The 14,669-nt window shown below is 69.0% G+C and carries 13 protein-coding genes; 11 read left to right on the forward strand and 2 right to left on the reverse strand.

Translation table 11 applies throughout. The features are described from left to right. Positions 1 to 107: 107 nt before the first annotated feature. From ACQKJZ_RS02320 to ACQKJZ_RS02335, 4 genes are all read left to right on the forward strand, one after another. A complete protein-coding gene (locus tag ACQKJZ_RS02320; protein ID WP_427729841.1) occupies positions 108 to 872 on the forward strand; it encodes a response regulator in 765 nt (254 codons plus the stop codon). Continuing rightward, positions 866 to 2,284 (forward strand): ATP-binding protein, encoded by a 1,419-nt coding sequence (locus ACQKJZ_RS02325; protein ID WP_191864924.1) that lies wholly within the window; start codon positions 866 to 868, stop codon positions 2,282 to 2,284. Before ACQKJZ_RS02320 ends, ACQKJZ_RS02325 begins: the two co-directional genes overlap by 7 nt. 90 nt (positions 2,285 to 2,374) lie before the next feature. Continuing rightward, a complete protein-coding gene (locus ACQKJZ_RS02330) occupies positions 2,375 to 2,851 on the forward strand; it encodes an RcnB family protein (RefSeq protein WP_191864923.1) in 477 nt (158 codons plus the stop codon). A gap of 43 nt (positions 2,852 to 2,894) precedes the next feature. Further along, positions 2,895 to 3,701: a hypothetical protein gene (locus ACQKJZ_RS02335; RefSeq protein ID WP_191864922.1), complete on the forward strand. Its 807-nt coding sequence runs from the start codon at positions 2,895 to 2,897 to the stop codon at positions 3,699 to 3,701. A gap of 79 nt (positions 3,702 to 3,780) precedes the next feature. Here ACQKJZ_RS02335 and ACQKJZ_RS02340 read toward each other — a convergent pair whose 3' ends face one another. Then, positions 3,781 to 4,104 (reverse strand): hypothetical protein, encoded by a 324-nt coding sequence (locus tag ACQKJZ_RS02340; protein ID WP_191864921.1) that lies wholly within the window; start codon positions 4,102 to 4,104, stop codon positions 3,781 to 3,783. A gap of 139 nt (positions 4,105 to 4,243) precedes the next feature. Between ACQKJZ_RS02340 and ACQKJZ_RS02345 the strand changes: the two genes are divergently transcribed. From ACQKJZ_RS02345 to ACQKJZ_RS02365, 5 genes are all read left to right on the forward strand, one after another. Next, positions 4,244 to 5,362, forward strand: a complete 1,119-nt coding sequence (locus ACQKJZ_RS02345; protein ID WP_191864920.1) for an efflux RND transporter periplasmic adaptor subunit — start codon at positions 4,244 to 4,246, stop codon at positions 5,360 to 5,362. Next, positions 5,359 to 8,442 carry an efflux RND transporter permease subunit gene (locus tag ACQKJZ_RS02350; protein WP_314471384.1) on the forward strand — a complete coding sequence of 1,028 codons (3,084 nt, stop codon included), beginning with the start codon at positions 5,359 to 5,361 and terminating at the stop codon, positions 8,440 to 8,442. The genes ACQKJZ_RS02345 and ACQKJZ_RS02350 overlap by 4 nt, the downstream gene beginning before the upstream one ends. After that, on the forward strand, positions 8,439 to 9,776 hold the full coding sequence (locus ACQKJZ_RS02355; RefSeq protein ID WP_191864918.1) for a TolC family outer membrane protein: 1,338 nt from the start codon (positions 8,439 to 8,441) through the stop codon (positions 9,774 to 9,776). The genes ACQKJZ_RS02350 and ACQKJZ_RS02355 overlap by 4 nt, the downstream gene beginning before the upstream one ends. Before the next feature lie 125 nt (positions 9,777 to 9,901). Further along, positions 9,902 to 10,171 carry an EF-hand domain-containing protein gene (locus tag ACQKJZ_RS02360; RefSeq protein WP_191864917.1) on the forward strand — a complete coding sequence of 90 codons (270 nt, stop codon included), beginning with the start codon at positions 9,902 to 9,904 and terminating at the stop codon, positions 10,169 to 10,171. A 100-nt stretch (positions 10,172 to 10,271) separates the two neighbouring features. Next, the gene (locus tag ACQKJZ_RS02365; protein WP_191864916.1) at positions 10,272 to 11,024 is read left to right on the forward strand and encodes a response regulator; all 753 of its coding nucleotides are present in this window, start codon (positions 10,272 to 10,274) and stop codon (positions 11,022 to 11,024) included. A gap of 40 nt (positions 11,025 to 11,064) precedes the next feature. Here ACQKJZ_RS02365 and ACQKJZ_RS02370 read toward each other — a convergent pair whose 3' ends face one another. Continuing rightward, positions 11,065 to 11,712, reverse strand: a complete 648-nt coding sequence (locus ACQKJZ_RS02370) for a Crp/Fnr family transcriptional regulator (RefSeq protein WP_191864915.1) — start codon at positions 11,710 to 11,712, stop codon at positions 11,065 to 11,067. Between the two features lie 80 nt (positions 11,713 to 11,792). On the opposite strand from ACQKJZ_RS02370, the gene ACQKJZ_RS02375 reads away from it, so the two are divergent. Together ACQKJZ_RS02375 and ACQKJZ_RS02380 are read left to right on the forward strand one after the other, a co-directional pair. Next, positions 11,793 to 12,626, forward strand: coding sequence for a TauD/TfdA dioxygenase family protein (locus ACQKJZ_RS02375; protein WP_191864914.1), 834 nt, complete (start codon positions 11,793 to 11,795; stop codon positions 12,624 to 12,626). 92 nt (positions 12,627 to 12,718) lie between these two features. Next, a complete protein-coding gene (locus ACQKJZ_RS02380) occupies positions 12,719 to 14,665 on the forward strand; it encodes an alkyl/aryl-sulfatase (protein ID WP_427729842.1) in 1,947 nt (648 codons plus the stop codon). The last annotated feature ends 4 nt before the right edge of the window (positions 14,666 to 14,669 follow it).

The raw sequence follows: 14,669 nt of genomic DNA on the forward strand, positions 1-14,669 counted from the left end.
TCTCTCCAGCTTCATTGTTACATCCCGTTACCCTCCGTTACGCAGGAGCAGCATGGCTCGCGTCCTTACCGCCTAAAGAGCACAGCGGCGGGACAGTAGCGAACGTGATGAGCGTCACGCCTTGGCTGGCGGACCGGAGCATGGACATGGACAGCGCGCGCACGCTGGTGGCAGTGATCGAGGACGATCCCGGGATCAGGGAACTCGTGACGGATCTGCTACAGCGCGAAGGTTTCGAGGTGCATGCCTTCGCCGACGCCGGCTCGTTCTTCCGGTCGGCTTCGACCGAGCGGATCGACTGTCTTATTCTGGACGTGATGCTTCCTGGCGAGGACGGCCTCTCGATCTGCCGCACATTGCGTGCCGCGCGGCCCCGGCTGCCGATCCTGATGGTCAGCGCCAGAGGCGACGACGTCGACCGGATCATCGGCCTGGAAGTGGGGGCCGACGATTACCTCGCCAAGCCGTTCAACGCGCGCGAGCTGCTCGCCCGCGTTCGGGCAGCGCTGCGCCGTATGCGCGCGGACAGCGGAGCAGCAGAGGGCGAACATCGCGGCGCCTTCCGTTTCATCGGATGGACGTTGTCGGCCGCGAATCGCAGCCTCACCGCGCCGAGCGGCGATATCGTCAGCCTGACCGGAGGCGAATTCGATCTGCTGCTGGCGCTGGTGTCGCATCCGCAACGCGTGGTCACGCGCGACCAGTTGCTGGACTGGACGCGCGGGCGCGCGGCCACGCCGTTCGATCGCGCGGTGGACGTGCAACTCAGCCGTCTGCGGCGCAAGATCGGAGATGATCCACGCGAGCCGGCGCTGATCCGCACGGTTCGCGGCGACGGCTACATGTTCGCGGTGCCGGTGGTGCGGTGCTGAGCCGGGTGCGGCTGTTCGACAGCGTGCGCGCACGGCTTGCCGCACTGCTGCTGCTTCACACGCTGGTGATGGCGGCACTGCTGGCCCTGCTGTTTGTCGGCATCGGCAGGCCGCGGCAGACCTCCTACCGCCTGCCCGATCCCGACGAGGTCGCCCTGATCGTCCATGCGATCGAGCGTTCGCCCGCCGACGTGCGGCCCGCGGTGCTCGCCGCCGTCGGTACGAACTTCCGCCACGTGCGCCTGATCCGTTCGTCCGTGCCCGGCGATCAGCCAAGCGTCACGCCCGCCCTGTCCGGACGCCTGGCTGCGCGGCTCACCTTGCCCGATCCGACCGGCATGCCGGCAGCGGTATCCGACGACCTTGCCGGCATGTACCGTGCGGTGCTGGGCGCCCGGCCGGTTCACGTCCGCGTTGCAGAAGGCAGCTCGGTGCGTGACTTCGGCGGCGGGCGGTTGCTGTCGGAAGCACCGATCCGCGTCGTGGTGCCGCTGCGCGGCAGCGGATCTGCAGTTGAGATCGTGGGAACGACGCCGCCGGTGGTCACCCGGCTCGTCCGCTTCTTTCCCGCGCTGATCGCCGTGATTGCGGTGCTCCAGGTCGTCGCGATCGTCGTGCTTGCCTGGCAGACGACGCGCCCGGTGTCACGGCTGCTCGCCGCCGTGCGCAGCGACGGCGAGGGACGGCCTGACCCGGACTGGCCGAACGGCGGCCCGCGCGAGATTCGTGAACTGGGTGAGGCGTTCGCCGATCGCAGCCGGCGGCTGAAGCAGCTGGCCAAGCAGCGCACCCGCATCATGGCGGCGGTGGCGCATGATTATCGTACCTATCTGACGAGATTGGAACTGCGCACCGACTTCATCGACGACGCCGGGCAGCGTAAAGCCGCCATGGCCGATTTGGAGGAGATGAGCGTCCTGCTCGAGGATACATTGACCTTCGCGCGCTATGCCGGCGAAACGGATCGGCTGCCCGACGAACAGATCGATCTGAGCGCCGAGATTTCGGAGGCGGTGGAGATGCGCCGCGGCGTGGGCGAGATCATCCTGGTCGATCCCCTGCCACGTCCAGCGCAGGTGCAGGTGGCGCGTATTTCCTTCCAGCGCATGTTCGCGAACCTGCTCGACAATGCCGTCCGCTATGGCGGCCATGCCGGGGTGCGCGTGGTACGCGAGGGCGGCTGGCTGGTCGTCTATGTCGAGGATGAGGGGCCGGGCGTGCCGGAAGACCAGCTCGCCGGGCTTACCGAACCCTTCCACCGGCTGGAGCAATCGCGCGCGCGCCAGACCGGCGGGTCGGGGCTGGGGCTGTCGATCGTCGAGGCGCTGCTCGTGCGCCATGGCGGCCGGCTGACGCTCGCCAACCGGCCGGGCGGCGGCTTTCGCGCCGGGCTGTGGCTGCGCGCCGCCTGAGGCGATTGTTACAATGATTTACGCGGCGCTCGTCGTCGTGTTGCGCAGCCGGGCGAAACCTCCAGTCCTCGAAGAACTGGAGCGACCATCATGCGTATCAATCACGGCATCTCGATCGTCGGCGCCCTCGCGCTCACCGCCTGCACCGTCTCGCTCGGCGCCCTGCCTGCCGCCGCGCAGGATCGCCACGGCCATGCCGTCCGCCGGACGACGATCGTCGGCCCCGAAGGCGGCCGGGTCACGACGCGCAGCGCCGTCCGCTGGGATCGCGACAACCCCAATTGGTGGCACGGCCATCCCGGCTTTGCCGGCTACCACGGCCCGCGCCAGGGTTATTATTACGCGCCGCATCATGGCTATTATGCGGTGCCGCGCACCTATTGGGGGCGCACCTGGGTGGTCGGCGCGACGGTGCCCGCCAGCATGCGCGTCTATGTCGTCAGCAATCCGGCCTTTTACGGCCTGACGGTGGCGCCGGCCGGCTATCGCTGGATCTACGTCAACAACAACATCACGCTGATCAACCGCAGTGGCGTGATCGTCCGCAGCGTGCCGCGCGTCTGGTGATCGCGCCGCTGCCGTATCCCCGCACAGACCAGGACGACCCCCAATGAAGCTCTACAAGATTGCCTCGCTGGCCGGCGCCATCGCCATGACCGGCATGTCGGTGGCGAGCGTCGCGGCGGCACCCCCGCTGACGCTGCAGCCGATCAGCATCGGCGCGGAGACCGCGCGGTTCGACCGCGGCGTCGCCACCGTCAGCCTGACCAGCCCCGCCGGGGCGGTCGAGGTGCGGCCGTTGCCTCTGCGCGACGATCGCACGCTCGCCTTTTCCGTCGCGGTGTACAACCGCAGTGGGCGGGCGGCGAACTTCGGCACGGAGAATGTGACCGCCAGCTTCGATCGCGTGCCGCTGCGCGTGCTCACCCATGACGACCTCGCCGATGCCGCCACGCACAAGGCACGCGACCGTCAGGTCGGCGCGCTCGCGCTGGCCGGCGTGCTGGCGGGCGTGGCCTCGACGGCCTCCACCACGCGCTACGGCTATCGCGTCGTGCATACCCCGCGCGCCACTTATGCGCGGGCGATCTCGTGGCAGGACAACAGCGTCGGCGCGGCCGGGGCGGTCGCGGCGGTCGGCGCCGGAGCGATGGCAGCGCGCAGTATCGGCGAGCGGCTGGACTATACGCTCGACCGGATCGACGGCGAGACGCTGCAGACCACCACCGTCGATCCCGACGCCAGCCTCGGCGGGGTCGTCACGGTCGCGCTGTACGACGATCTGCGCAAGCGGCCGGGCGTCGTCCACATGACGGTGCGCTGGAACGGCGAACATTATCCCTTCGCCTTCCGTCTCGCGCCGCCCGGCGCCCCCGCGCAGGAGATGCCGGCGACCCAGCCCGGCGACGGCTTCTAGCCCACACACCGCTTAATCCCGGTTTCTCGCGAGCCGCCGCTTCCTTATCGAAGTGGCGGCTCGTTCGCGTCGGTCCAATTCAGGCTGCGATCTCGATGCGCACGGGCCGCGCGGCGCTGCGGTGGCCTCGCCCCGCCGGGCCGGCCATGCCGGTCAGTAATTGCAGGGCCAGACGGACGTGCAGACGGGCGAGGGCGGCGTGGCACGCCTCGGCGCGCGGCACCAGCGCACCGATCGCCATGCGGGTTTCCTGCTCGGCGCGGCGAAGGTGATAGGTCAAATCGTTGTGCGGCATGATCGGTGACGGGGCCTTGCTGACTGCCGGCAACGGCGCCGGCCCGTCCGCTCTATCCACCCCGTCCCGCGCGGTGATGATGGCCGTGAAACAGTTCGTGTCGCGCATGTATCGCCCGCGCCGCGCAACGGATGGCTGACACAAAGTGACACGGAGTGTTGCGAAGCCCGCGCACCCGTGCGGGTCGCGGCCTCTACATCCTCCCCCTCGCGGGCGCCTTGCGTGCGCCCCCTTCAGGGAGTCCGCCATGCCGTCCGATCCGCGCGCCGGCGCGCAGCAGCCCGCGTGCCGTGCCTGGCAAGGCGGCGCGGCCGCGATGCTGGCGCTCGCCCTTGCCGCTTGTGGCGAGCCGGAGCCAACCCCCGTCGAGGTTCGCCCGGTGGCGGCGATGACGGTGCAGACGGGGCAGCGCGAGGCCGAACTCACCTATCCCGGAGATCTGCGGTCGGGCTATGAAAGCGCGCTGAGCTTTCAGGTGGCGGGGCGGATCGTCGAGCGTGCGGTCAGCACCGGCGACACGGTGAAGCGCGGGCGATTGCTCTACCGCATCGACGCGCTCGACTATCAGCGCAATCTCGACAGCAGCACCGCGCAGCGCCAGGCGGCGGCAAGCGCGGCGCAGACGCAGAACGCCAATCTCGCGCGCAATCGCGCGCTGCTCGCCGAAGGTTTCATCTCGCAGGCGGAATTCGACCAGCAGCGCGCCTCGACCGACCAGGCGCGCTCGCAGGTGCAGGTCGCCGATGCGCAACGCGCAACCGCCGCCACGCAGCTCGGCCGCACCACGCTGGCCGCGCCGCGCGCCGGCGTCATCACCCAGACGACCGGTGAGGTGGGGCAGGTGGTCAGCGCCGGGCAGAGCGTGCTGACGCTGGCAGACCCGTCCAGGCCCGAGGTGTCGATCGCGGTGGCGGAAGGGGACGTCGCCACGCTGTCGCGCACGCAGGAGATCTACGTGACGATGTGGTCGCGGCCCGACAAGCGCTATGCGGCGCGGGTCCGCAGCGTGGCGGGCGCCGCCGATCCCGCGACGCGCACCTTTGCCGTGCGGCTGGCGGTCAGCGCGCCGCCCGGCGAGCTGCGCTTCGGCGAAACCGCGCAGGTGCATGTCACGCGCGACGTGCCTGCGACCGACGCCCTCACCGTGCCGCTGACGGCGGTGCGCGGCGAGGGCAAGGGGACCATGGTGTGGGTGATCGACCGCGCCAGCATGACCGCGCGCAAGCGCCCGGTGCGGATCGTCTCGGCGAGCGGCAACCAGTTGCTCGTGCGCGGCCTCAAACCCGGCGAGACGATCGTGACGGCCGGCGTCCACCTGCTGCGGGAGGGCGAGAAGGTGCGCATCGCCGAGGTGCCCAAGGCATGAAATTGCCCAACCTGTCCGAATGGGCGCTGCGCCACCAGCAGTTCGTCGGCTTCCTGATCGCGGTCGCGGTGGTGATGGGGGCGATGTCATACCTCAACCTGGGGCGCAAGGAGGATCCCGAATTCGCGGTCAAGTCGATGCTGATCAGCGTCGGCTGGCCCGGCGCCTCGGCACAGGAAGTGGCCGAACAGGTGGTGAAGCCGATCGAACAGGCGCTGACCACCAACATCCCGGACATCGACTATATCCGCAGCAAGGCGCGACCCGGCCAGGCGACGTTGAACATCACCTTGCTGCCGACCACGCCGGCGGGCAGCATCCCCGACCTGTGGTACACCGTGCGCAAGACGGTGGCGGATCATCGCGGCGACCTGCCCGACGATGTGGTCGGGCCGCAGTTCAACGATGAGTTCGGCACCACCTTCGGCAACATCTATGCCGTCACCGGCGACGGCTTCGCCTATCCGACGCTGCGCCGTTATGCCGAGGAGCTGCGTGATCGCGTGATGCGGCAGCCCGACGTCGGCAAGGTCGACCTGCTCGGCGAGCAGGACGAGGCGGTCTATGTCACCTACGACAGCGCGCGGCTGGCGATGCTGGGCGTGTCGAGCCAGCAGATCGTCGAGGCGCTGCGCGGCACCAATGCGGTCAACCCCTCGGGCGTGCTCGAACTCGGGGCGGAGCGCGTGCGCCTGACCGTAAAGGGCGATTTCGACGCGCTGGCCGACATCGCCGCCACGCCGATCGCCGCCAACGGCAAGACGTTCCGCCTCGACGCCGTGGCGCGGGTAACGCGTGAGCCGGTCAATCCCGCGACGTTCCAGATGCGCTTCGGCGGCAAGGATGCGGTGGGTGTCGCCATCGCGCTGGCGTCGACCGGCGACGTCGATCGGATGGGCGAGGACCTGACACGGATCGTCGGCGATTATGCCCGCACGCTGCCCGCGGGCGTGAAGATCCACACCGTGTCGGACCAGACGCATGTGGTGGCGGATTCGGTCGGCGAGTTCACCCGCTCGCTGATCGAGGCAATCGTGATCGTGCTGGCGGTGAACTTCCTCTCGCTCGGCTGGCGGCCGGGGATCGTGGTCGCCCTGTGCATTCCGCTGGTGCTGGCGATCACCTTCGTCGGCATGGAATATCAGGGGATCGACCTGCAGCGCATTTCGCTGGGCGCGCTGATCGTCGCGCTGGGGCTGCTGGTGGACGATGCGATCATCGTGGTCGAATCGATCAGCAGCCATCTGGAGGCGGGCTGGACCCGCGCGCGGGCGGCGGTGAGCGCCTTTCGCGTGACCGCAATCCCGATGCTGATCGGCACGATCATCACCATCGTCGGCTTCCTGCCGCTCGCGATCTCCAAGGCGACGGCGAGCGAATATGTGAAATCGCTGTTCCAGGTGGTGGCGCTGTCGCTGGCGATCTCGTGGATCGTGGCGGTGATCTTCACGCCGTTTCTCGCCTATCATCTCCTGCCGCAGAAGCCCGACGCGCGCGACGATGCCGGCGAGCCGGAGGAGCAATATGGCGGGCGCTTCTACGACCGGCTGCGCGGCGCGATCGACTGGTGCCTCGACCGGCGCGTGCTGGTGGTGGGGGTGAGCGCGGCGCTGTTCGTCGGATCGGTGCTGCTGTTCCGCGTGGCGGTGCCGCAGCAATTCTTTCCCGCCTCCGAACGACCCGAACTGGTGGTCGACCTCAACCTCAACGAGAATGCGAGCTTCGACCAGACCAAGGCGGTGGCGCAGCGGATGGAGCGGCTGCTGGCGGGCGACGGGCGGATCGTCTCCGTCACCAGCTATGTCGGGGGCGGCTCGCCGCGCTTCTACCTGCCGCTGAACGTGCAGACGCCGGACATCGCGCTGGCCGAGCTGGTCGTCGTCACCCGCGACGAGGAAGCGCGCGAGGAGGTGTTCGCCCGGCTCCAGCAATTGTTCGCCAGCTCCTTTCCCGAAGCGCGCGGGCGCGTGAGCCGGCTGGAGAACGGCCCGTCGGTGGGCCAGCCGATCCAGTATCGCGTCGCCGCCCGCGACCTCGCCACCGCGGCGCCGCTCGCGGAGAAGGTCGCGGCATTGCTGCTCGCCGACCCCAATGCGCGCAGCGTGACCGACGATCTGGGCGAGCCGCTGAAGACGATGCGGATCGAGCTGGATCAGGACAAGGTTCGCGCGCTGGGCCTGTCGACCGAGACGGTGGCGCAGTCGCTGCAGGCGGCGATCGGCGGCGCGGTGGCGACCACCTTCCGCGACGGCGACCGGTCGCTCGACGTGACAATGCGGCTCGCGCGCGCCGAGCGCACCGATCTCAGCCGCGTGTACAATCTGCCGATCGCCACGGCCGAGGGCGCGGTGCCGCTGTCGCAGATCGGGCGCATCCGCCCCAACGCCGAGCCGTCGATCCTTTACTGGCGTGGCGGCCAGCCGACGATCACCGTCTCCGCCGATGCGGAGGGAGTCGAGCCGACCGAGGTGATGAAGCGGCTGGCGCCCAAGCTCGACGACCTGCGCGCGACCTTGCCCGACGGCGCGTCGATCGTCGTCGGCGGGACGCAGGAGCAGAGCGCGATCTCGCGGCAGGCGACGCTGGCGGCGGTGCCGATGTCGATCTTCATCATCGTGCTGCTGCTGATGATCCAGTTGCAGGACGTGCGCCGCATGCTCGTGGTGCTGGCCACCGGCCCGCTGGCGCTGATCGGCGTGGCGCTGATCATGGCGGCGTTCCAGATCCCGTTCGGCTTCGTCGCGATGCTCGGCGGCCTGTCGCTGTTCGGCATGGTGCTGCGCAATTCGGTGATCCTGATCGCGCAGATCGACGTGCTGTCGGCCCATGCCGGCTCGCTGCGCGAGGCGGTGCGCGAGGCGGCGGTGCATCGCTTCCGCCCGATCATCCTGACCGCGCTCGCGGCGATCCTGGCGATGATCCCGCTGACCCGGTCGACCTTCTGGGGGCCGATGGCGGTGGCGATCATGGGCGGGCTGATCGTCGCGACGCTGCTCACCATCTTCTTCCTGCCCGCCTTGTACGAACTGGTCTTCGATCGTCGCGGGCATGGCCGGACCCAGGCGGAGGCCCAATCATGACCACTGCGATCCTCCTGGCGGCGGCGCTTGCCGCGCAGGTGCCCGGGCCGCCGATGAGCCTGGGCGACGCGTGGCGCGCGGCGCAGGGGCGCGACCCCGACATCCTCGCCGCCGAGGCGAAGCGCCGTGCCGACCGGGAGGCGGCGACGCAGGCCCGCGCGTTGTCGCTGCCCAAGGTGCAGGCGCAGGGCGACGTGACGGTCACGCGCACCGAGGTCGACGTCAACCTGCCGCCGGATCTTGCGCCGTCGTTCGGCGGCACGCAGACCGGCGGCCGCGCGACGACCAGCGTGCAGGCGGCGATGCCGATCTACGATCTGGGCAACCGCGCCGACGCGACCAAGCTGCGCGCGCGCGCCGCGGCGGGCGAGGAACAGTTCGATGGCGAGGCGCAGGGGCTGATCCTGCGCGTCGCCCAGGCCTATTTCGACGTGGCCGAGGGCGAGGAGACGGTGGCCAGCTATGCGGCGCAATTCGACGCCTATGAGCTGCAGCGGCGCGGCGCGCAGGCACGGTTCGACGCCGGCAAGGCCAAGATCACCGACGTGCGCGAGGCGGAGGCGCAGCGCGATGCCGCGCAGGCACAGCGGCTGGTCGCGGAGGCACAGCTCGCCGCCGCGCGCGCGACCTTCGCCGAACTCGTCGGCCGGCCGGCACTGAACCTGGCGCACGTCCGGGCGGACTTCGCCGCCGGCGCGCCGCCGGTGACGCTGGATGCTGCCATGACCACGGCGGCCCGCGATGCACCCGCCGTCGCCATCGCTCGGCACAGTGCCCGCGCCGCGACGGCCGACATCGACCGCTATTCGGTCCGCGGTCGCCCGGTGGTGGAAGGCATCGCCGGCTATCAGGGCCAGTACCGGCTGGGCGGTTCCAACGACGCCGGCCTGCTGCCGGATACGCTTCACGCCGCCACCGCGGGCGTTCGCCTGACCATTCCGCTGTACGCCGGCGGGGGCATCGCCTCCAAGCGGCGCGAGGCGGCGGCCACGGCCGGGCAGAAGGAGCAGGAACTGGCGGCGGCACAGCGCGATGCGCGGTTGCAGGCGCAGCGTGCCTGGTATGCCGTATCGACCGGCGCGGCGCGCACCGACGCGCTGCGCACGGCATTGCGGTCGGCGGAATTGCAGGAGCGCGCCGCCCGGACCGGCCTGTCGGTGGGCGTGCGGACGCAGACCGACCTGCTCAACGCGCAGGCGCAGCTATTCGCCACCCGGCGCGAGCTGTCGGCGCAGATCTACGATTACCTGCTCGCCCAGCTGCAACTCGCCGCCGCCACCGCGACGCTGGACGGGGGTGACCTTGAGCGGCTCGACACGATGATCGCGCGCTAGCCGCCAGGCCGCCGCCGCCGTCACATTCTGTCACGCGGGCGAACAATCGCGCCCAATTCCATGTGGCGCGTTCGGCTAATCGGCGGGCGTCAGTCGAGACACTGGCATCACATGGAGTAACAGTGATGCAGCGACTTATTCTTCCCGTCGTGATGATCGGCATGGTGCCGGCCGTGTCGGCGATGGCGCAGACCGATCCCGCGGCCCGGATCGAAAAGGCGCGCGCCGCCTTCGCCGCCACCGACACGAACAAGGACGGCGCGCTGAGCCTGCAGGAATGGACCGCCGCCGGTCGCAAGGAACGCGGGTTCAAGATGATTGACGCCGATGGTGACGGAAAGCTCACCCCGGCCGAGCTCAAGGCCATGGCCGACAAGTACGGCGCGCGCCGCTAACCCTCGGCGCCCCCGTGCCCGCGCCGTCGCGTTCCTCCTCCGCGACGGCGCGGGCTTTTGGCGGACTGGCGAGCAAGCCGATTTCCTCTAGGGTCGTCGCATGGTGAGCCCGAACGACCCCAATTCCTGCAACGGTCGCAACCGGCTGGTCGCGATCGTCGAGGACGATCCCGGCATCCGCGATCTGCTGGCGAAGCTGCTCGAACGGGAGGGTTTCGACGTGCTCGCCTTCGACGCAGCGGCCGGGCTGATGGCGGCGGGCGTGTTCGAGCGGCTGGACTGCCTGATCCTCGACCTGATTCTTCCCGGCGAGGACGGCCTGTCGATCTGCCATGCGCTGCGCGTGCAATGGCCGCGGCTGCCGATCCTGATCGTCACCGCCAAGGACGATCCGCTGGATCGCGTGCTCGGGCTGGAGCTGGGCGCCGACGATTATCTCGCCAAGCCGTTCAATTCACGCGAACTGCTGGCCCGGCTGCGCTCGATCATCCGGCGCACGCGCGAGCTGAACGACGTTGCGGGCGATGCGGTCAACGTCAATTTCCGCTTCAACGGCTGGCTGCTGCGCGTCGGCGCGCGCGACCTCAGCGATCCCGCCGGCAAGCCGATCACGCTGACGACGAGCGAATTCGACCTGTTGCATGCGATGGTGCTGCATCCGCAGCGTGTACTGTCGCGCGAGTTCCTGATCGATCGCACGCGCGGCGGCACGGCCGACACGATCGACCGGGTGATCGACGTGCAGGTTGGCCGATTGCGCCGCAAGCTGGGTGACGATCCGCGCGAGCCGATGCTGATCCGAACCGTACGTGGCGACGGATACCTGTTCTCCCCGCCAGTGATCAGGTGCTGAGCCGCAGCAGTCTTCGGTTTCTTAGGCGCCGTTGGACGCTTCACCGCACCAGGCGGGCGAGCGCGGCGACGTCGAGGAGCTGCACCTTGCCATAGGCGCGCGCGATCGTGCCCGATCGCTCGAGCGCGGCGAGGTGCGCGCTCACGGCCTTGCGCGACAGACCGCACAATTCGGCCAGATCGGCCTGGGTGAGCGGCGCCACGCCGCTGTCGGCGAACGCCATCAGCCGGGCGGCGATGCGCGCGCGCGGCGGCAGGGCGAGCATCTGCGCGAGCCCGTGGACGCTGGCGTCGAGCTGTCCGTACACGAGCTCGCTCACCGCCCGCCACAGCGCCGGGTGCTCACCGCCGATCCGCTCCAGCGCCAGATCGCCGACCGTCACCACCAGGCTGGTACGGCTGGCGCGCGCAGTGACGATGCGCGGACCGCCGCCGCGGCGCTGCGACTGGCCGATCGCGTCGCCGGTACGCGCGATGCCCACCAGCACGGTCCGCTGCCCGACGGCCGCTTCGAGCCGGAGCATGCCGTCGAGAACCATCGCGATCCCGGTGCACTCGTCGCCTTCCCCATAGACCCACTGCCCCGCGCGCAGCGCCACCGTGCGGCCCGCCGCGGCGAGCGCCTCCTGCACCGGCGCGGTGCAGCGCGCGAACCAGCGGTTGCGCCGCAGCTGATCGATGATTGTCACGCACGCACTGTAACCATGGTGACATTCTTGCGGGAGTCACTTTGCTATTTCCGCGGGCACAACAAAAATGGAGAGGATCAATGACGTCCCTGCAGATTCGCCCCTTGTCCGAACATGTCGGTGTGGAGGCGAGCGGCGTCGACCTGAACGCGCTGGACGAGACCGGTATGGCGTCGCTGCGCGATGCCGTTGCCAACCATGGCATTCTGTTCGTCCGCGACCAATCGCTGACGCCCGAGCAGCATATCGCCTTTGCGCGCCGCTGGGGTGACATCGACGTCAACAAATATTTCCCGGCCAATGGCGGCCATCCCGAGATCGCCGAAGTGCGCAAGGCGGAAAACCAGCAGACCAACATAGGCGGCGGCTGGCATACCGACCACAGCTATGATCAGGTGCCCGCCATGGGTTCGATCCTGCTGGCGCGCGAAACGCCGCCGAGCGGCGGGGACACGTTGTTCGCCAGCATGGGCGCGGCGTTCGATTCGCTGTCAAAAGGCTTGAAGGCGACGCTGCGGACGCTGCGCGCGGTGCATTCCGCCGACCATATCTACAGCACCGACGGCATTTATGCGAAAACCGATCAGGGCGCCGATCTCAAGGGGCATGACGAGCGCACCCATGCGGTGCACCCCGTCGTCATCCGCCATCCGCGCACGGGGCGCGAGATCCTGTACGTCAATCCGGCCTTCACGCTGCACATCGAAGGCTGGACGCGCGAGGAGAGCATGTCCTTGCTCACCTATCTCTACCAGGTCGCCATGCAGGAGCGCTTCCATTGCCGCGTGCAATGGTCGCCGGGTTCGCTGGCGATCTGGGACAATCGTTCGACCTGGCATTATGCGATGAACGACTATCACGGCCACCGCCGGCTGATGCACCGCATCACCATTTCGGGCGAACCCCTGCACTAAGCGCGCGGCCTGGCGACACTCGATCGCGCGCGGCAGCGTGCGATCGAACGTCGTGGGCGCTGCTTACGGAACGATCAGGGGGATAACAGGACATGAAGATATTGGAGGTTCGCTGGCCGCTGCTCGCGCAGGCCGCCGCGCTGGCGGCGCCGGGCCTGGCCGAGGCGCAGGCCGTGCAACCGGCGCCGGCGACGGTCGCCGCCAACCGGCAGGTGCAGCAATCGCTATCATTCGACGACCGGCAGGATTTCGACTTCGCCGAGCGCGGCTACCTGGGCACGCGCAAGGATCCGCTGATCCGTGCCGCGGACGGGCGCGTCGTCGTCAACCTCGACGCTTATGCGTTCCTCAAGGGCGCGGCGCCGGCGACGGTCAACCCCAGCCTGTGGCGGCAGGCGAGCCTGTCGGCCAAGCACGGGTTGTTCAAGGTCACTGACCGGATCTACCAGGTACGCGGCTTCGATCTTGCCAATCTCACCTTCGTGAAGGGGGACACGGGCTGGATCGTGATCGACACCGGCACGTCGGTGGAGATCGCAAAGGCGGCGTATGAGCTCGTCAGCGAAAAGCTTGGCAAGCGGCCGGTCAGCGCGATCATCTTCACGCACAGCCATGGCGACCATTTCGGGGGCGGCGCCGGCCTGATGCCGTTCGCCGTGCCGGACGTGCCGGTCCTTGCACCCGACGGCTTCTATGAGGCGGCGGTGAGCGAGAACGTTCTCGCCGGCCCGGCGATGGGGCGGCGCGTCGCGTATCACCTTGGTGCGGCGCTGCCGGTGGGGCCGGAGGGGCAAGTCAACAACGGCATCGGCGCCGGCATCTCGCAAGGCACGCCGAGCCTGCTCAAGCCGACCGAGGAGCTGGGTGTCGGCGCCGCGCCGCGGACGATCGACGGTGTGCGGCTGGTCTTCCAGGTGACGCCCGACACCGAGGCGCCGGCCGAGATGAACATCGGTTTTCCCGACTGGGAGGTGATCGATCTCGCCGAAAACGCCAACCCGACCCAGCACAACATCCTCACGCCGCGCGGCGCGCAGATCCGCAACGCCAAGGCCTGGGCGGACGGGCTCACGGCGTCGATGGCGATCTTCCCGGGCTCCGAGATACTGATCACCAGCCACGGCTGGCCGCGCTTCGGCACGGCGCCGGTGCAGGACTTTCTCGAAAAGCATCGCGACGGATACAAGTTCCTGCACGATCAGACCGTGCGCCTGATGAACCAGGGGATGACCGGCGACGAGATCGCGTCGGTGCTCAAGCTGCCCGATGCGCTGGCGAAGCAATGGTACAACCGGCCCTATTACGGATCGCTCAGCTTCAACGCGCGTGCCGTCTATCAATTCTACATGGGCTTCTTCGACGGCAATCCGGTGCACCTCCAGCCAATCGCACCGGTCGATGCCGGCATGCGCTATGTCGCGGCGATGGGCGGGGCCGCGAAGGTGCGTGCGCTGGCGCAGGCGGCCTATGACAAGGGGGATTATGCCTGGGCGGCCGAATTGCTCAACCGCGTGGTGTTCGCCGACGCCGCGGACGCCGCGGCCAGGACATTGCTCGCGGCTTGCTACGACCAGCTCGCGTGGCAGAGCGAAAATTCGGTGTGGCGCAACTTCTATCTGTCGGGCGCGAAGGAACTGCGCGGCGGCGTGAGGCCGGCGTCTGGCGGTGCGTTCAACGGGCTGCTCGCCGGCTTGCCGACGCGCGACATCTTCGATGTGCTGGCGACACGGCTCGATCCGGCGAAGGCGGGCGATGCCCGGCTGCACGTCGTGCTGGTGTTTTCCGACCGCAACGAGACGGTGGACCTGGTCATCGCCAATGGCGTGCTGGTGCATCGCGACGCGCGGTCGGCGGGCCCGATCGATGCGACGCTGACGGTCAAGCGTGCCGATTTCCTTGCCGCGCTCGCCGGGGCCACGCCGCTGATCCAGAAGCTGCAATCGGGCGAGGCGACGCTGGACGGTGATCCGTCCGCCTTCGCCCAGCTCGCCGGCTTCTTCGACAAGCCAGATCCCAATTTCGCGATCGTCACGCCGTGACCAA

This window comes from Sphingomonas sp. NPDC019816 (assembly GCF_050274375.1).
Lineage (GTDB): Bacteria > Pseudomonadota > Alphaproteobacteria > Sphingomonadales > Sphingomonadaceae > Sphingomonas.

Excerpts from the sequence above, each read along its gene's own strand:
- ACQKJZ_RS02350 (WP_314471384.1), top strand. The coding sequence starts at position 5,359 with ATGAAATTGCCCAACCTGTCCGAATGGGCGCTGCGCCACCAGCAGTTC.
- ACQKJZ_RS02320 (WP_427729841.1), top strand. The coding sequence starts at position 108 with ATGAGCGTCACGCCTTGGCTGGCGGACCGGAGCATGGACATGGACAGC.
- ACQKJZ_RS02340 (WP_191864921.1), bottom strand. The coding sequence starts at position 4,104 with ATGCGCGACACGAACTGTTTCACGGCCATCATCACCGCGCGGGACGGG.
- ACQKJZ_RS02365 (WP_191864916.1), top strand. The coding sequence starts at position 10,272 with ATGGTGAGCCCGAACGACCCCAATTCCTGCAACGGTCGCAACCGGCTG.
- ACQKJZ_RS02330 (WP_191864923.1), top strand. The coding sequence starts at position 2,375 with ATGCGTATCAATCACGGCATCTCGATCGTCGGCGCCCTCGCGCTCACC.
- ACQKJZ_RS02380 (WP_427729842.1), top strand. The coding sequence starts at position 12,719 with ATGAAGATATTGGAGGTTCGCTGGCCGCTGCTCGCGCAGGCCGCCGCG.
- ACQKJZ_RS02360 (WP_191864917.1), top strand. The coding sequence starts at position 9,902 with ATGCAGCGACTTATTCTTCCCGTCGTGATGATCGGCATGGTGCCGGCC.
- ACQKJZ_RS02375 (WP_191864914.1), top strand. The coding sequence starts at position 11,793 with ATGACGTCCCTGCAGATTCGCCCCTTGTCCGAACATGTCGGTGTGGAG.
- ACQKJZ_RS02335 (WP_191864922.1), top strand. The coding sequence starts at position 2,895 with ATGAAGCTCTACAAGATTGCCTCGCTGGCCGGCGCCATCGCCATGACC.
- ACQKJZ_RS02345 (WP_191864920.1), top strand. The coding sequence starts at position 4,244 with ATGCCGTCCGATCCGCGCGCCGGCGCGCAGCAGCCCGCGTGCCGTGCC.
- ACQKJZ_RS02355 (WP_191864918.1), top strand. The coding sequence starts at position 8,439 with ATGACCACTGCGATCCTCCTGGCGGCGGCGCTTGCCGCGCAGGTGCCC.